The organism is Streptomyces sp. NPDC107500 (assembly GCF_055582785.1).
Map to the genome: position 1 here is coordinate 320,433 of NZ_JBVJPF010000005.1, position 14,735 is coordinate 335,167.

Annotated in this window: 12 protein-coding genes; 9 read left to right on the forward strand and 3 right to left on the reverse strand. The window is 70.9% G+C overall.

The window, feature by feature from the left end; genetic code table 11:
• Window positions 1-75: 75 nt before the first annotated feature.
• Window positions 76-1,902 carry an acyl-CoA dehydrogenase gene (locus ACZ67M_RS21765; RefSeq protein ID WP_122616632.1) on the reverse strand — a complete coding sequence of 609 codons (1,827 nt, stop codon included), beginning with the start codon at window positions 1,900-1,902 and terminating at the stop codon, window positions 76-78.
• A 173-nt stretch (window positions 1,903-2,075) separates the two neighbouring features.
• Here ACZ67M_RS21765 and ACZ67M_RS21770 point away from each other — a divergent pair, with 173 nt between their 5' ends.
• Both ACZ67M_RS21770 and ACZ67M_RS21775 read left to right on the forward strand, forming a co-directional pair.
• On the forward strand, window positions 2,076-2,546 hold the full coding sequence (locus ACZ67M_RS21770) for an SseB family protein (protein ID WP_064728881.1): 471 nt from the start codon (window positions 2,076-2,078) through the stop codon (window positions 2,544-2,546).
• A gap of 115 nt (window positions 2,547-2,661) precedes the next feature.
• Window positions 2,662-3,633: a pirin family protein gene (locus tag ACZ67M_RS21775; RefSeq protein WP_122616634.1), complete on the forward strand. Its 972-nt coding sequence runs from the start codon at window positions 2,662-2,664 to the stop codon at window positions 3,631-3,633.
• A gap of 38 nt (window positions 3,634-3,671) precedes the next feature.
• Here the strand turns inward: ACZ67M_RS21775 and ACZ67M_RS21780 are convergent, their stop codons facing one another.
• Complete coding sequence (locus tag ACZ67M_RS21780) at window positions 3,672-4,106, reverse strand: ankyrin repeat domain-containing protein (protein ID WP_469852275.1); 435 nt, start codon at window positions 4,104-4,106, stop codon at window positions 3,672-3,674.
• A 322-nt stretch (window positions 4,107-4,428) separates the two neighbouring features.
• Here ACZ67M_RS21780 and ACZ67M_RS21785 point away from each other — a divergent pair, with 322 nt between their 5' ends.
• From ACZ67M_RS21785 to ACZ67M_RS21810, 6 genes are all read left to right on the forward strand, one after another.
• Complete coding sequence (locus tag ACZ67M_RS21785) at window positions 4,429-4,662, forward strand: hypothetical protein (RefSeq protein ID WP_382813360.1); 234 nt, start codon at window positions 4,429-4,431, stop codon at window positions 4,660-4,662.
• Between the two features lie 83 nt (window positions 4,663-4,745).
• On the forward strand, window positions 4,746-5,039 hold the full coding sequence (locus ACZ67M_RS21790; protein ID WP_161327611.1) for a lactococcin 972 family bacteriocin: 294 nt from the start codon (window positions 4,746-4,748) through the stop codon (window positions 5,037-5,039).
• A gap of 53 nt (window positions 5,040-5,092) precedes the next feature.
• Window positions 5,093-7,210 (forward strand): hypothetical protein, encoded by a 2,118-nt coding sequence (locus tag ACZ67M_RS21795; RefSeq protein ID WP_469852277.1) that lies wholly within the window; start codon window positions 5,093-5,095, stop codon window positions 7,208-7,210.
• 43 nt (window positions 7,211-7,253) lie between these two features.
• Window positions 7,254-7,934, forward strand: coding sequence for an ABC transporter ATP-binding protein (locus tag ACZ67M_RS21800; RefSeq protein ID WP_361356905.1), 681 nt, complete (start codon window positions 7,254-7,256; stop codon window positions 7,932-7,934).
• The gene (locus tag ACZ67M_RS21805) at window positions 7,931-9,406 is read left to right on the forward strand and encodes a glycosyltransferase family 39 protein (RefSeq protein WP_469852280.1); all 1,476 of its coding nucleotides are present in this window, start codon (window positions 7,931-7,933) and stop codon (window positions 9,404-9,406) included. The genes ACZ67M_RS21800 and ACZ67M_RS21805 overlap by 4 nt, the downstream gene beginning before the upstream one ends.
• Window positions 9,407-9,486: 80 nt before the next feature.
• Window positions 9,487-10,557 (forward strand): AI-2E family transporter, encoded by a 1,071-nt coding sequence (locus ACZ67M_RS21810; protein ID WP_392011311.1) that lies wholly within the window; start codon window positions 9,487-9,489, stop codon window positions 10,555-10,557.
• Here ACZ67M_RS21810 and ACZ67M_RS21815 read toward each other — a convergent pair.
• Window positions 10,503-12,653, reverse strand: coding sequence for a SpoIIE family protein phosphatase (locus ACZ67M_RS21815; RefSeq protein ID WP_469852282.1), 2,151 nt, complete (start codon window positions 12,651-12,653; stop codon window positions 10,503-10,505). The genes ACZ67M_RS21810 and ACZ67M_RS21815 overlap by 55 nt on opposite strands.
• 162 nt (window positions 12,654-12,815) lie before the next feature.
• Here ACZ67M_RS21815 and aspS point away from each other — a divergent pair, with 162 nt between their 5' ends.
• Window positions 12,816-14,579 (forward strand): aspartate--tRNA ligase, encoded by a 1,764-nt coding sequence (gene aspS / locus ACZ67M_RS21820; protein WP_361356916.1) that lies wholly within the window; start codon window positions 12,816-12,818, stop codon window positions 14,577-14,579.
• Window positions 14,580-14,735 lie beyond the last annotated feature (156 nt).

Genomic DNA, 14,735 nt, shown 5'->3' on the forward strand with positions numbered 1-14,735 from the left:
TGGTGTGTGGGGAGTGTGGAGACCGGACTCCCCGGTACCGATCGGACCGGGGAGGCGGCCCCTGACCAGAAGCGACTAGAACGCGGCCTCGTCCAGCTCCATCAGGTCCAGCTCGACGCCCTGGGCGACCTTGCGGGCCAGGGTGAGGCCGGGCAGGACGTTCGCGGCGAAGAACTTCGCGGCGGCGATCTTGCCGGTGTAGAAGGCCTTGTCCCGGGCGGAGGCGGTCGGCAGCTTCTCGGCGGCCACCGCGGCGCCCTTGAGGAGCAGGTAGCCGACGACCACGTCGCCGGAGGCGAGCAGCAGGCGGGTGGTGTTCAGCCCGACCTTGTAGATGTTCTTGACGTCCTGCTCGGTGGCCGCGAGGTCGGTGAGCATCAGGCCGACGATGGCCTCCAGCTCGACGGCCGCCTTGGCCAGGTGCTCGCGGGCGCCGGACAGCTCCTCGCCGCCGGTGGCCAGCGCCAGGAACTTCTTGATGTCCTCGGCGAGCGAGTTCAGCGCGGCGCCCTGGTTGCGGACGATCTTCCGGAAGAAGTAGTCCTGGCCCTGGATCGCCGTGGTGCCCTCGTACAGGGTGTCGATCTTGGCGTCGCGGATGTACTGCTCGATCGGGTACTCCTGGAGGAACCCGGAGCCGCCGAAGGTCTGGAGCGACTGGGCGAGCTGCTCGTAGGCCTTCTCCGAGCCGTAGCCCTTGACGATCGGCAGGAGCAGGTCGTTGAGGGCGTGCTCGGTCGAGGCGTCCTCGCCGTTCGCCTCCTTGACCTGGATCTCGTCCTGCACGGACGCGGTGTACATCACCAGCGCGCGCATGCCCTCGGCGTACGCCTTCTGTGTCATGAGGGAGCGGCGGACGTCCGGGTGGTGCGTGACGGTGACCTTGGGGGCCGACTTGTCCATGAAGTTGGCCAGGTCGGGGCCCTGGACGCGCTCCTTGGCGTACTCCAGCGCGTTCAGGTAGCCCGTCGACAGGGTGGAGATCGCCTTCGTGCCGACCATCATGCGGGCGAACTCGATGATGCGGAACATCTGGCGGATGCCGTCGTGCCGGTCGCCGATCAGCCAGCCCTTGGCGGGGTGGCGGTCGCCGAAGGTCATCTCGCAGGTGTTGGAGGCCTTCAGGCCCATCTTGTGCTCGACGTTGGTGGCGTACACGCCGTTGCGCTCGCCCAGCTCGCCGGTCTCGAAGTCGAACTCGTACTTCGGGACGAGGAAGAGGGAGAGGCCCTTGGTGCCGGGTCCGGCGCCCTCGGGGCGGGCGAGGACGTAGTGGAGGATGTTCTCCGACATGTCGTGCTCGCCGGACGTGATGAAGCGCTTCACGCCCTCGATGTGCCAGGAGCCGTCCTCCTGCTGGACCGCCTTGGTGCGGCCGGCGCCGACGTCCGAGCCGGCGTCCGGCTCGGTGAGCACCATGGTGGAGCCCCACTGCTTCTCGACGGCGAACGAGGCGATGTGCTTCTGCACCTCGTTGCCCTCCTCGAAGAGGATGCCGGCGAACGCCGGGCCGGAGGAGTACATCCACACGGCCGGGTTGGCGCCGAGGATCAGCTCCGCGTAGGCCCAGATCAGGGAGCGCGGCGCGGTGGTGCCGCCGATCTCCTCGGGCAGGCCCAGGCGCCAGTACTCGGAGTCCATGAAGGCCTGGTAGCTCTTCTTGAAGGACGCCGGGACCGGCGCGGTGTTGGTCTCGGGGTCGAAGACCGGCGGGTTGCGGTCGGCGTCGGCGAAGGACTCGGCCAGCTCGTTCTCCGAGAGGCGGGTCAGCTCCTCCAGGACGCTCTTGGCGGTGTCCGTGTCCATCTCCGCGAACGGGCCGGTGCCGTAAACCTTGTCACGGCCGAGCACCTCGAAGAGGTTGAACTCGATGTCCCGGAGATTCGGCTTGTAGTGCCCCATGGCGACGGCTCCGTTGAGAGATCGGCGAGGCACTGACTCCTCGCATCTGTACACATACCGACTGCGCGTACCAAGCAGTAGCTCAGCCTGGCTACTGATGATGCTACCCGTCGGTAATAAGAAGCAACCCCGAGCGGGCCATCTGTGACTCGTTACTCGTTACTCTTTGCGGCATGTACGGCTACGACCAGACCGCGGGTCCTCAGCAGCAGCAGTACGCCCCGCCGCCGCAGCAGCCGATGGGCGGCGGGTACGGGCAGCAGCCGCCGCTGTACCCCGAGCCGTCCCCGCCCTCGCTCGCGGACGCGGTGCGCGCCTTCACCACCGGCCAGATGTCCGCCGAGGACTTCCAGCAGATCTTCGCCACCTCGAAGGTCTACTGCCCGCGCGGCGACAACCCCGGGTTCCTCGCGCTGCACAACACCCAGCAGCCGGTGATCCCGATGTTCACCGGCCTGAAGGAGCTGCGCCGGTACGCGGGCAAGGAGTCCAAGTACTTCGTGATCACCGGGGCCGAGGTGATCGACCTGCTGCCGACCGGCTACGGCTTCGTCCTGGACATGGAGGGCGAGCACCGGATGGTCTTCGACGCGAAGGCCGTCGAACAGATGGTCGATTTCGCGATGCGCCGCATGTATGGCTAGACGCCGTCGCCACCGCTGAGCGAGCCCGGAGGGAATGTCCTCCGGGCTTTCGTGGTTCGGAGTGGCAAGAAGTTCAACGCTCAACTAAAGTGGGCGTACCCGAGGAGGTACCGACATGCCCGCAGTGACCGTCGAGAACCCGTTGACGCTGCCCCGTGTATCCGCGTCCGCAGACGCCGTCGCACGCCCCGTGCTGACCGTCACGACCGCTCCCAGCGGTTTCGAGGGGGAGGGCTTCCCGGTGCGCCGCGCGTTCGCCGGGATCAACTACCGCCATCTCGACCCGTTCATCATGATGGACCAGATGGGCGAGGTGGAGTACGCGCCCGGCGAGCCCAAGGGCACGCCCTGGCACCCGCACCGCGGCTTCGAGACCGTCACCTACATCATCGACGGGATCTTCGACCACCAGGACTCCAACGGTGGTGGCGGCACCATCACCAACGGCGACACCCAGTGGATGACGGCGGGCTCCGGACTGCTGCACATCGAGGCGCCGCCGGAGCAGCTGGTGATGTCCGGCGGCCTCTTCCACGGGCTCCAGCTGTGGGTGAACCTGCCGGCCCGGGACAAGATGATGGCCCCGAGGTACCAGGACATCCGCAGCGGCAGCGTCCAGCTGCTCACCTCCCCCGACGGCGGCGCGCTGCTCCGCGTCATCGCCGGTGAGCTGGACGGTCACGACGGCCCCGGGATCACGCACACGCCGATCACCATGGTCCACGCCACGCTGGCGCCCGGCGCCGAGGTCACCCTGCCCTGGCGGGAGGACTTCAACGGCCTGGCGTACGTGATGGCCGGCCGCGGTTCGGTGGGCGCCGAGCGGCGCCCGGTGCACCTCGGGCAGACCGCCGTCTTCGGAGCCGGCGGCTCGCTGACCGTCCGCGCGGACGAGAAGCAGGACGCGCACACGCCGGACCTGGAGGTCGTGCTGCTCGGCGGGCGCCCGATCCGGGAGCCGATGGCGCACTACGGGCCGTTCGTGATGAACACGCGCGACGAGCTCCAGCAGGCCTTCGAGGACTTCCAGAAGGGCCGGCTGGGGACGGTCCCGGCGGTGCACGGGATGACCGAGGACGGTCTGTAGGTCCTCCGGCGCCGGCGGCGCCCGGTGGGGGGCGGTGGCTACACGGATTCCGTGCCGGCCGCCGCCCCCGCCGCGATCAGGAGGGCGGCGGTCTCCGGGTGGGGGCCGTCGTTCGCCCAGTCCAGGGGGGAGCGGCCGGTTCCGTGGTCCTCCCGGAGCCCCGGATCGGCGCCGTGCGCCAGCAGTTCCCGCACGGTTTCCGCGTGCCCCCAGCACGCCGCCGCGCACAACGGGGTGCCCTCCGCGCCGACTCCGCGGCTCTCGGTGTCGGGAGCGGCGCCCGCCTCCAGCAGCAGCCGCACGATCTCGGTCCTGCCGCTCACCGCCGCCTCGTACAGGGGGAGCGTGCCCTCGCCGTCGCCCCGCTCGGGGTCGGCACCGGCCCGCAGCACCGTCCGCGCACGAGCGGCGTCCCCCAGCAGTATCGCTTCGAAGAGGTGGCGGGAAAGTTTCTTCTGCTGCCGCTGCTTCATGGGGGTGGAGGTTAGCGGAGACGAAGTGGCGTGGGCCATCCGGAGCAGGTGTCCCGCGCGTTCCATCAATGTGCAGTGATCATGGTCACCCCGTATTGACTGGATAAACTCCGTCCCCGCCACGTAACTTCTGGCACGTCCACTCACCCGGCCGACCACCGGGGACGAGTGGCATTCACGGGGGCGAGAGCAAGACTCACATCCCGCATTGGCCTTCGGGCCAAGGCGGGATTCGGTGTGCCCCCACACATTTCAAGGGGGATCAGCACTCGTGCGCAAAATGCTTGTCGTCGGCCCACTCCTCACCACTGCCATGGCGGTCGTGATTCCACTGAGCGTCGCCGCTCCCGCCGAAGCGGCTCGGGGCTGGACGGCGCACTTCCAGTGCACCAAGAAGCGCATCTCGGATGACACCGCGCATGGGTTCGTGCAGGGGCACGGCACCGGAAAGACGGCGTCGGACGCCAAGAAGGCGGCCAAGAAGAACGCCAACGACCAGATGCCCCGCGGCTATCGCGCCAAGCACTGCACCCAGAAGTCGGTCAAGCAGCTCTGACCCGAGGCCGGCCGGTCTCCTCTTCCGCCCGTCAGGGCACACCCATGCCCGTTTCAGCAGGCAAGAACGAAAGTGAGTCACACATGCGCATGAAGAACGGCCTCAAGGCCGCAGCCGCCGCGGGTGCCATCGTCATGGCTGTCGCCACTCCCGCGCTGGCCAAGTCGGTCGACGTCAGCGGCGGCCGGTGGAGCTACGACGTGGGCGCGAACTACGCCTATTCGAACTTCTACCACAGCGTCAATTACCACGCTTCCTCCGTGCACGGAAGGAGCTGGGCGTACAGCGGCTGCACCGCCAACAAGAAGTGGTCCAAGGCCTCGGTGGAGAAGTCGAGCGTCCACCCCAACAGCGCCCATTACGACGCGTCCTGCTGACGTTCCGCCGTACGCCACCGCTCACTGATCGAACACCCGGACCCAGGTGACCGATGCTGCACCGAGGTATCAAATACGTCCATGCCGCCGTGCTGGCCACTTCCGCGATGATGGCCTTTCTCTTCGTGCGGGGGCTGGACGAACAACTGGTACTGGGGAATTCGGCCCAGGTCTGGGTGTTCGAGTCCGACGATTCCGTGAGCGGTGCCCGGGTGGCCCGCGAGATCGCCGCGTTCTCCGAAGAACACGAGATCTCGGTGGCTCGCGAGGCCCCCGACGTCCGGAATCCCGACGGAATTCGGCACCTTTATCTGACGTCGGGCGCCCCGCGTTCCGACGCCGCTTCGTGGCTGCGCGACGCATATCCGGGCTTCAGCGCCCACGTCGAGACGCGCGTGCATCCCCTCACCGAGATCGGGCAGCGGGATCCGCGGGGCTTCTACTACGTGTTCGGACCGCCCGAGGCCGCCGACGCGTTGGTGGCCGAGTTCAGCGGGCTCGGACTGCGCGCGAGCGTGCAGCACCCGCTCTCGGCCGGTGAACTGGCCCTGTTCTTCTCGGGCGACGACCTCTTCTGGACCTTCTGGGTCGTGGCCCTCGCCGCGGCGGCGACGACCGGCGCGAGCGTTCTGCTGAGCGCCAAGGCGTACGGGGTGCTGCGCCTCCAGGGCCATTCCCTGTGGGACGTCCTCGCGCGTGACCTCCGGCAACTGGCGGGGTTCTGGGCGGCCGCCGTCTGCGCGGTGGCGGCCGCGACACTCGCCTTCCTCGGCCACTACAACGGTCTCGCCTGGCTGGGGCTGTTCGCGTCGGTGGCCGTAGCCCTGGCAGTACCGCTGGTCCTCCTGGTCCTGGCCGCCCACGCGGCCGCCCTCGTCCTGATCTCCAAGGTGGCGCTGGTGCGCGCCCTCAAGGGCGAACTGCCGGGGCGGGCGGCGCTCGTCGCCACCTACCTGGTGCGTGTCCCGGCGCTGCTCCTCGCGCTCGCCGTCGCCATGGACGTGGCCCTGGCCGGGCAGCACGTCATGGCGCGGCAGGACACCCGGAGCGCCTACGCCCGGGCGGGCGACGCCGTCACCATCCGCCTCAACGGCAGCCTGATGGGCGAGCAGAGGAAGGTCATCGCCCAGGTCGGCGGGTGGCTGCGACGGTCCGACACCGCGGGCGAGATCGTCGTCGCCGGGCGCCGGGACCTCCGGGACGCCTCCTCCGAAGTCCGGCTCCCACCGGGCGAGATGCTCGTCGTCAACGAGACCTTCCTCGCCCGGCAGCCGGTCCTCGACCCGGCCGGACGCCGGTACTCCGCACGGCCCCCGGACGGGAGGGACCCGGACGCCCACGCCGTGCGGCTCATCGTCCCCGACTCCCTCGCCGGCCACACCGCGGACATCCGCGCCGGGCTCCCCGACATGTTCGGGCGGCTCGCACCCGAGGTCCGCCGCGGGCTCGAGGTGACGTCGCTGCGGGCGAAGGACGGTCAGCGCCTGTTCGGCTACAACTCCGGCGCCCTGAGCCCCAACACGGCCCACCGCCCGGACGACGACCGGTCCCTGGTGCGCGACCCGGTCCTCGTCGTGGTGCCCAACGGCTCCCCGGTCCTCTCCGACGACGCCTACACCGCCTTCGCCAGTCAGGAAGGCATCGTCTTCCCCGACCCGGAGGACGCCCTGGGCGCGATCACGGCGGACCCGAGCGGACTGGGGACCTACGTCACTTCAGTGCGTCCGGTCGGACAGAGCGCCGCGCTGAAACTGCGCGACGCGGTGCACGATTTCCGGCTACAGCTCTTCAATCTCGCCGCGGCGGTGGCCGTCCTGGTCATCACCGGCGTCGGTGTCTGCATGATCCACGTGCGCAGGCGTGCCCAGACCGTCTTCGCCCGGCACGTCAGCGGCTGGAGGTTCACGGCGAACCACCGGCTCCTCCTCGCCTCGGAGGGGATTCTGGCCGTGTTCCTCGCCTGCTGGGTTCCCGTGCGGGCCTGGCGGCAGAACCAGGAGCTGGCGGAGTTCACCGGCCGCGGCATCCCCGCTCCGTTCCCGGCGGTCGAGACGACCGCGTCGGACCTGGCCGTCATCGCCGGTCTCGTCGCCGTCCAGGTGTGCGCCGTGCTCATCGCGCTCGGCGTCTTCCACCGCCGCGTCGTCAAGGAGGGGGCGGCCGACTCATGAGCCTCTCGCGGACGAGAACCCCCCACCCGGCAGGAGCACCTTTGTGATCGAGATCGTGAAACTGGCGAAGACCTTCGGCAGCCGCACCCTGTGGTCCGACGTCACCGTCGGCATCGACCGCGGCCGCATGCTGGCCCTCGTCGGCCCCAGCGGATCGGGCAAGTCCACCCTCCTCAACTGCCTCGGCCTCCTCGACCGGCCGACTGCGGGCGGGATACTCCACGACGGCGTCGACATCACCCGCTTCGGCAGGCAGGAGGCCCGGCGCTTCCGCCGCGACGTCCTCGGCCACCTCTTCCAGAACTACGCCCTGATCGACAACGCCACCGTCGCCGACAACCTGGAGGTCGCGCGCACGAAGCGGCGGGGCCGGCGGGACCGCACCGGCGTGAGCGTCGCGGACGCCCTGGACCGCGTCGGCCTGGCGGGCCGGGAACAGGAGAAGGTCCACCGGCTCAGCGGCGGGGAACAGCAGCGGGTGGCGCTCGCCCGGCTCATCGTCAAGGAACCCTCCCTGGTGCTGGCCGACGAGCCGACCGGCGCCCTCGACCAGGCCAACGCCGACGTCGTCACCGACGTTCTCCGCGAGATGAGCGACGCGGGATGCGCCGTGGTGATCGCCACGCACGACGACCGTGTCCGTGACCGGTGCGACTCCGTCTTCGCCGTCCACGAGAACGCCCACCACCACCTCCGGGGTGCCGAACGGTCCGCCGCTTCATGAATCCCTGGAAAGCCGCCGCCGTCGCCTGCCTCCGGCGGCGCCCGCCGCTCTGGTCGGTCCCGGTCGGGTGGACCCTCGCCCTCGGGCTGTGGGGGCTCTCCCGGCAGGACAGCGTGTGGCGGGACGAGGCCGCGACCTGGCAGGTGGCCCTTCGGTCGGCCGCCGACATAGGCCACATGCTGGGCCGGGTCGACGTCGTGCACGGTCTCTACTACCTGCTGATGCACGGACTCTTCACCTGCTTCGGGCCCGGCACGACGACCCTGCGGCTGCCCTCCGTGCTGGCCATGGCGGTGGCGGCCGCCTGTGTGACGGTCATCGGGCAGCGGCTGGCCGGAGCCCGGGCGGGCCTGGTCGGCGGCCTGGCGCTGGGGCTGGTCCCGGCCGTGCAGTTCTATTTGCAGGAGGGCCGCCCGTACGCGCTGATCACGGCCGGAGCGGGCATCTCGACGCTGCTGCTGGTGACCCTGCTCCAGGGCCGCGGCCGGACACCGCACTGGGCCGCCTACGCCGCCGCGCTCCTGGTGTGCGGGCTGCTGAACTGGCTGTCGCTGCTGATCCTGCCCGCGCACGCGGCGACGCTGGTGTGGGCGCGGGCGACGCCGGCCGTCCTCAGACGCTGGGCGGCGGCCTCGGCGGTCGCCGTGGCCGGTGTGCTGCCGTTGATCCTCTTCAGCCGGCGACAGTCCGGCCAGGTCTCCTGGATACCGCCGCTGACCTGGCACACGATGATCGGCCCCGCCGTCCTGCTGGCGATCGGCGCTCTCTGCGCCCTGCTGAGCCGGCCGAGGGCGGGACGGCTGTCGGTGGCGGCCGTCGGACTGCCGCTGCTGGCGGTGCCGCAACTCGCCCTGGCCGCGCTCTCCCTGGTCCGCCCCCTGTTCCTGGACCGCTACGTCCTGTTCAGCATGCTCGGTCTGGCCCTGCTGATCGGTGCGGGCCTGAGCGCCGCCGCCGCGGCCCTCGGGGCGCGGTTCCCCAGAGCGTCGTCGTGGCTCGTGCCGGTGGTGGTCACCGCCGCCGTGGTCGCGCTGCTGCCGCAGGCGCTGGCCAAGCGGTCTCCGGCCAGCCGGGTCGACGACGTCCTCGCGGCGGCGGCGGACGTACGCAGGGTGAAGCGGCCCGGCGACGCGGTGGTCTTCATACCGGCGGCCCGCCGCGACACCGCGCTGGTCTCCCCCGGCGCCTTCGCGGGACTGCGGGACGTCGCGCTGCGGGAGACGCCCGTGGAGTCCCGGACGTTGAAGGGCGAGGAGGCCGACCCGGCCCGCATACGGTCCGCGATGCTGGCGCATCGGCGCATCCTGTTGATCACCGACGCGCCCGGCGTGGCCCGCCCGCTGTCGGCGGAGCGGGACAAGGCGAAGACCGCGGTGCTGGAGGAGTACTTCACCGTGGTGGGGGACGAGCAGGTCCGCGGGCGGCGTCTGACCGTGTACGAGCGGCTCCGGCCGGCGGGCGCCGCGGCCTGAGGGCGGCGGTCCTGACGCCGTGTCACCCGGGCGGGCCGTCCGCGCAGGACAGCCCGCCCGGGGCATGATCGGCTGGGGACGTGCAGCTGCTTCCCGGCCCGATCCGTCGGCTCGCCGCCTGGTGCGCCGTCATCCTGCTCGCCAGCGGTGTCGCCTACGTCGCGATCCGGCTCTGCGTCGAGCTGCGCACCGCGGTGACGCCGGCGCTGCTCGCGCTGCTCGGCACCGCGCTGCTCAGACCACTGCACAAGCGGCTGGTCAAGGCCCACGTGCAGCGCTCACTGGCGGCCGCGCTGACCTGCGTCGCCGTCGTCGCCGTGGTCGGCGGCGCGATGTACATCGTGGTCTCCGCGCTCATCGAGACCGGCGACCAGATCGTCGCCTCGGTCCGGAACGCGGCGCGCGACATCGCCGACCATTTCGGGGCGGCGGGCACCTCGCTGGAGGACATGGCGTCCAACGCCCGCGAGCTGCTGGGCAAGTTCGGCGGCACGGCCGCCTCCGGCGTGGTGACCGGGCTCAGCGTGGTCGGCGAGATGATCGCCGTGGCGGTCCTCGCCCTGCTGCTGGTCTTCTTCTTCCTACGCGACTCCGACCGGGCCGTCGGCACCGTGCGCGCCCTCGCCCCGCCCGGCGCCGCCGACACCGTCGAGGCGATGGGACGGCGGGCCTTCGGGGCCGTCGAGGGGTTCATGCGCGGCACCACCCTCATCGCCCTCATCGACGCGCTCTGCATCACCGTCGGGCTGCTGATCCTGCGCGTCCCCGGCGCGGTGGGGCTCGGCGCGCTGGTCTTCGTCGGCGCCTACATCCCGTACCTGGGGGCGTTCATCTCCGGCACCGTCGCCGTACTGGTCGCGCTGGCGGACCGGGGGTTCGTCATCGCGCTCTGGGCCCTCGGGGTGGTCGTGGCCGTGCAGGTCCTGGAAGGGCACGTCCTCCAGCCGATGATCCAGAGCCGGACGGTGCAGATGCACCCGGCGGTCGTGCTGCTGGCACTGACCGCGGGGGCGTCGGTGGCCGGCATCCTCGGGATGCTCCTCGCCGTACCGCTCACCGCGGCGGCGTTCGGGATCGTCCACGAGTTGCAGAAGCGCTACGCCGCCGCCGAGCCGTCGGCGGGGCCGTCCTCCGGGGCCGCGGACTCGTAGACCTCGTACCAGATGCTCTTGCCCTTGCCGCGCGGGGCGACGCCCCAGGCGTCGGCGAGCAGCTCGATCAGCATCAGCCCCCGGCCCGAGGACGCCATCTCCCCCGGCCGCCGCTTGTGCGGCAGGTCGTCGCCGTTGTCCGTGACCTCCACCCGGATCCGCCGCTCGCCGGGCTCCCCGGCGACCTCGGCGACCAGCAGGGCGTCGGTGTCGGTGTGCACCAGGACGTTGGTCAGCATCTCGGAGAGCAGCAGCACCGCGGCGTCCCGCTGGTCCTCGTCGGGCCAGTCGTGCAGCAGGTCGCGCAGGTGCTGCCGGGCGGTGGCGATCCGGGCGGGCTCGGCCTGCGCGACCGAGAGCATGGTGCGGCGCACCGTCGGCCGGGCCACCGTGCTGTCGCCGCAGCCGCAGCCCTCGCCCTGCCGGCACAGCAGCAGCAGGGCGATGTCGTCCTCCCGCCGGTCGGCCAGCGGACCGGTGGTGTGGTGCGAGGACGGCCCGTGCACGGCCTGGACCAGGGCGTCGGCGAGGTCCTCCAGGCTGCCCTCATGGTCCTCCAGGATCACGCGGAGGCGGTGCCAGCCGGTCTGGAGGTCGTGGCCGCCGGTCTCGACCAGGCCGTCCGTGCACAGCATCAGGGTGTCCCCGGGCTCCAGGGCGAGCCGGGTGGTCGGGTAGTCGGTGTCCGGGTCGATGCCGAGGGGGAGTCCGCCCGCCGTGGCGAGGATCAGCGCCGTCCCGTCCGCCATCCGCACCACCGGGTCCAGATGCCCGGCGCGGGCGCTCTCCACGGTGCCTGTCTCGGGGTCGACCTCGGCGTAGTAGCAGGTCGCGAAGCGCAGGTCGCCGGGGTCCTGGTCGGACTGGGTCAGGCCGTGGAAGAAGTGCGAGGCGCGGGAGAGCACCGCGTCCGGGCGGTGGCCCTCGGAGGCGTAGGCGCGCAGCGCGATGCGCAGCTGGCCCATCAGCGCGGCCGCCCTCACGTCGTGCCCCTGGACGTCGCCGATGACGATGGCGAAGCGTTCGCCGGGCAGCGGGATCATGTCGTACCAGTCGCCGCCGACCTGGAGTCCGCCGCCGGTGGGGACGTACCGGGCGGCGATGTCCATGCCGGGGATCTCCGGGCCCAGCACGGGCAGCATGGAGCGCTGGACCCCGTCGGTCAGCTCCCGCTGGGTCTCGGCGGCACCCGCCCGGGACAGGGCCTGGGCCAGCATCCGCGCCACGGTGGTCAGCACGGACCGCTCGTCCGGCGTGAACGTGACCGGGTACGCGAAGGCCGCCAGCCAGGCGCCCATGGTGCGGCCGGCCACGGTCAGCGGCAGGTAGGCCCACGAACGGCGGCCGAAGCGCTCCGCGAGCGGCCAGGTCATGGGGTAGCGGGACCGGTACTGCTGGGGGGAGGAGAGGTAGACGGCCCGTCCCGTGCGGGCCACCTCGGCGGCCGGGTAGTCGGTGTCCAGGGACATGTCCACGAACGGGTTGACCTCGTTCTCCGGCTGCCCGTGGTGGCCGATGACGGTGAGGCGGTCGCCGGAGACCCCGAAGACCGCGAGGCCGTCCGGCGAGAACCCCGGCATCGACAGCGCCGCGGCGACCCGCAGCACCTCCTCCGTGGAGCGCGCCTCGGCCAGGGCCCGGCCCGCGTCCAGCAGGAAGGCCTCGCGCGAGCGCCGCCAGTCGCCGGTGACCGCGCTGCGCCCGGCGGGGGTGCCCGGGGTGGGCTCGGTGACCTCCTGGAGGGTGCCGGTCAGCTCGTACGCCTTGCGCAGGGGGTCGAAGGAGGGCTTGGAGCGGCTGCGGACCACACGGAGGACATGGCCCCGCTCGTCCATGATCCGGATCCGGACCTCGGCGAGGGTGCCTTCCTCGACGGCGAGCTGGACCACGCCGGTGATCTCGTTCCAGTCGACCGGATGCAGCCGGGCCCGTACCTGTGCCTCGGTGAGGCACCGCCGTTCCGCGGGCAGCCCCAGCAGGCGGGCGGCCTCCGCGTCCACCGTGACCTCACCCGTGGCGGTGTCCCAGTGCCACAGGCCGGTCGCCAGGGCGGCCAGGACGTCCCCCACGTCGGGCAGGGGCTCACCAGTGCGCATGGGCCCACTGTAAGAAGAGGTGTTCGCAGGCTGCCACCGCTCGCGGCGGGGGCCCCGGCGGCCAAAGGGGAGGAGGGCAGCCTTGGGTGCCCGGTACGCTGGGGTTGTTTCACGTGAAACGCGAAACACCATCCCCGATCCGCGAAGGCTGGATGAACGACGATGCATCGGTACAGGTCCCACACCTGCGGCGAGCTCCGCTCCTCTGACGTCGGTACCGACGTCCGACTGAGTGGCTGGCTGCACAATCGGCGCGACCTGGGCGGCATCCTCTTCATCGATCTGCGCGATCACCACGGCATCACGCAGCTCGTCGCCCGTCCGGGCACCGAGGCGTACGCGGCGCTGGACAAGCTGACCAAGGAATCGACCGTTCGGGTCGACGGCAAGGTCGTCTCCCGCGGCGCCGACAACATCAACCCCGACCTGCCCACCGGTGAGGTCGAGGTCGAGGTGGGCGAGGTCGAGCTGCTCGGCGCCGCCCAGCCGCTGCCCTTCACGATCAATACCGAGGACGGGGTCAACGAGGAGCGGCGGCTGGAGTACCGCTTCCTCGACCTGCGCCGCGAGCGCATGCACCGCAACATCATGCTGCGTACGTCGGTGATCTCCTCGATCCGCAGCAAGATGGTGGCCCTCGGCTTCAACGAGATGGCGACGCCGATCCTCACCGCGACCTCCCCCGAGGGCGCCCGCGACTTCGTCGTCCCCTCCCGCCTCCACGCGGGCCGCTTCTACGCGCTGCCGCAGGCGCCGCAGCAGTTCAAGCAGCTGCTGATGATCTCCGGTTTCGACCGGTACTTCCAGATCGCGCCCTGCTTCCGCGACGAGGACGCCCGCGCGGACCGCTCGCCGGGCGAGTTCTACCAGCTCGACGTCGAGATGAGCTTCGTCGAGCAGGAGGACGTCTTCCGTCCGATCGAGCAGCTGATGACGGAGCTGTTCGAGGAGTTCGGCAAGGGCCGGCACGTGACCTCGCCGTTCCCGCGGATCCCGTTCCGCGAGGCGATGCTGAAGTACGGCTCCGACAAGCCGGACCTGCGGGCCCAGCTGGAGCTGGTCGACATCACCGACGTCTTCGAGGGCTCGGAGTTCAAGGCCTTCGCCGGCAAGCACGTCCGCGCGCTGCCGGTGCCGGACGTCTCGGGCCAGCCGCGCAAGTTCTTCGACCAGCTCGGCGACTATGCGGTGGAGCAGGGCGCCAAGGGCCTGGCCTGGGTCCGCGTCGCCGAGGACGGCTCGCTGACCGGCCCGATCGCGAAGTTCCTCACCGAGGCGAACGTCGCCGAGCTGACCAAGCGCCTGTCGCTGGCCGCCGGGCACGCGGTGTTCTTCGGCGCGGGCGAGTTCGACGAGGTTTCCAAGATCATGGGCGCGGTCCGCGTCGAGGCCGCCAAGCGCGCCGGGCACTTCGAGGAGAACGTCTTCCGGTTCTGCTGGATCGTCGACTTCCCGATGTTCGAGAAGGACGAGGAGACGGGGCGGATCGACTTCTCCCACAACCCCTTCTCGATGCCGCAGGGCGGCATGGACGCGCTGGAGAACCAGGACCCGCTGGACATCCTGGCCTGGCAGTACGACATCGTCTGCAACGGTGTCGAGCTGTCCTCGGGCGCCATCCGGAACCACGAGCCGGACATCATGCTCAAGGCCTTCGGGATCGCGGGCTACGACGCGGAGACCGTCGAGCGCGAGTTCGCCGGCATGCTGCGCGCCTTCCGCTTCGGCGCCCCGCCGCACGGCGGCATCGCCCCGGGCGTCGACCGCATCGTGATGCTGCTGGCCGACGAGCCCAACATCCGCGAGACCATCGCCTTCCCGCTCAACGGCAACGCCCAGGACCTGATGATGGGCGCCCCGACGGAGCTGGACGAGTCCCGGCTGAGGGAGCTGCACCTGACGGTGCGCAAGCCGCAGCCGAAGTAGCCCGCGGCAGCCTTGCGACGAAGGGCCCGGAACCATGCGCTGGTTCCGGGCCCTTCGCCGTCGTCACGCCTGACCTCGGATCGGCAGTCGCGGCACCTGCCCGGCTCGGGCGCCCGGAAGGCGCGGTCGCAGGCGTCGCAGGTCTGGGAGGGGGCG

What these genes read in the sequence shown, in the direction of transcription:
- aspS (WP_361356916.1), top strand. Translation starts at nt 12,816, where the DNA reads ATGCATCGGTACAGGTCCCACACCTGCGGCGAGCTCCGCTCCTCTGAC.
- ACZ67M_RS21790 (WP_161327611.1), top strand. Translation starts at nt 4,746, where the DNA reads ATGCGCATGAAGAACGGCCTCAAGGCCGCAGCCGCCGCGGGTGCCATC.
- ACZ67M_RS21795 (WP_469852277.1), top strand. Translation starts at nt 5,093, where the DNA reads ATGCTGCACCGAGGTATCAAATACGTCCATGCCGCCGTGCTGGCCACT.
- ACZ67M_RS21780 (WP_469852275.1), bottom strand. Translation starts at nt 4,106, where the DNA reads ATGAAGCAGCGGCAGCAGAAGAAACTTTCCCGCCACCTCTTCGAAGCG.
- ACZ67M_RS21805 (WP_469852280.1), top strand. Translation starts at nt 7,931, where the DNA reads ATGAATCCCTGGAAAGCCGCCGCCGTCGCCTGCCTCCGGCGGCGCCCG.
- ACZ67M_RS21775 (WP_122616634.1), top strand. Translation starts at nt 2,662, where the DNA reads ATGCCCGCAGTGACCGTCGAGAACCCGTTGACGCTGCCCCGTGTATCC.
- ACZ67M_RS21815 (WP_469852282.1), bottom strand. Translation starts at nt 12,653, where the DNA reads ATGCGCACTGGTGAGCCCCTGCCCGACGTGGGGGACGTCCTGGCCGCC.
- ACZ67M_RS21770 (WP_064728881.1), top strand. Translation starts at nt 2,076, where the DNA reads ATGTACGGCTACGACCAGACCGCGGGTCCTCAGCAGCAGCAGTACGCC.
- ACZ67M_RS21765 (WP_122616632.1), bottom strand. Translation starts at nt 1,902, where the DNA reads ATGGGGCACTACAAGCCGAATCTCCGGGACATCGAGTTCAACCTCTTC.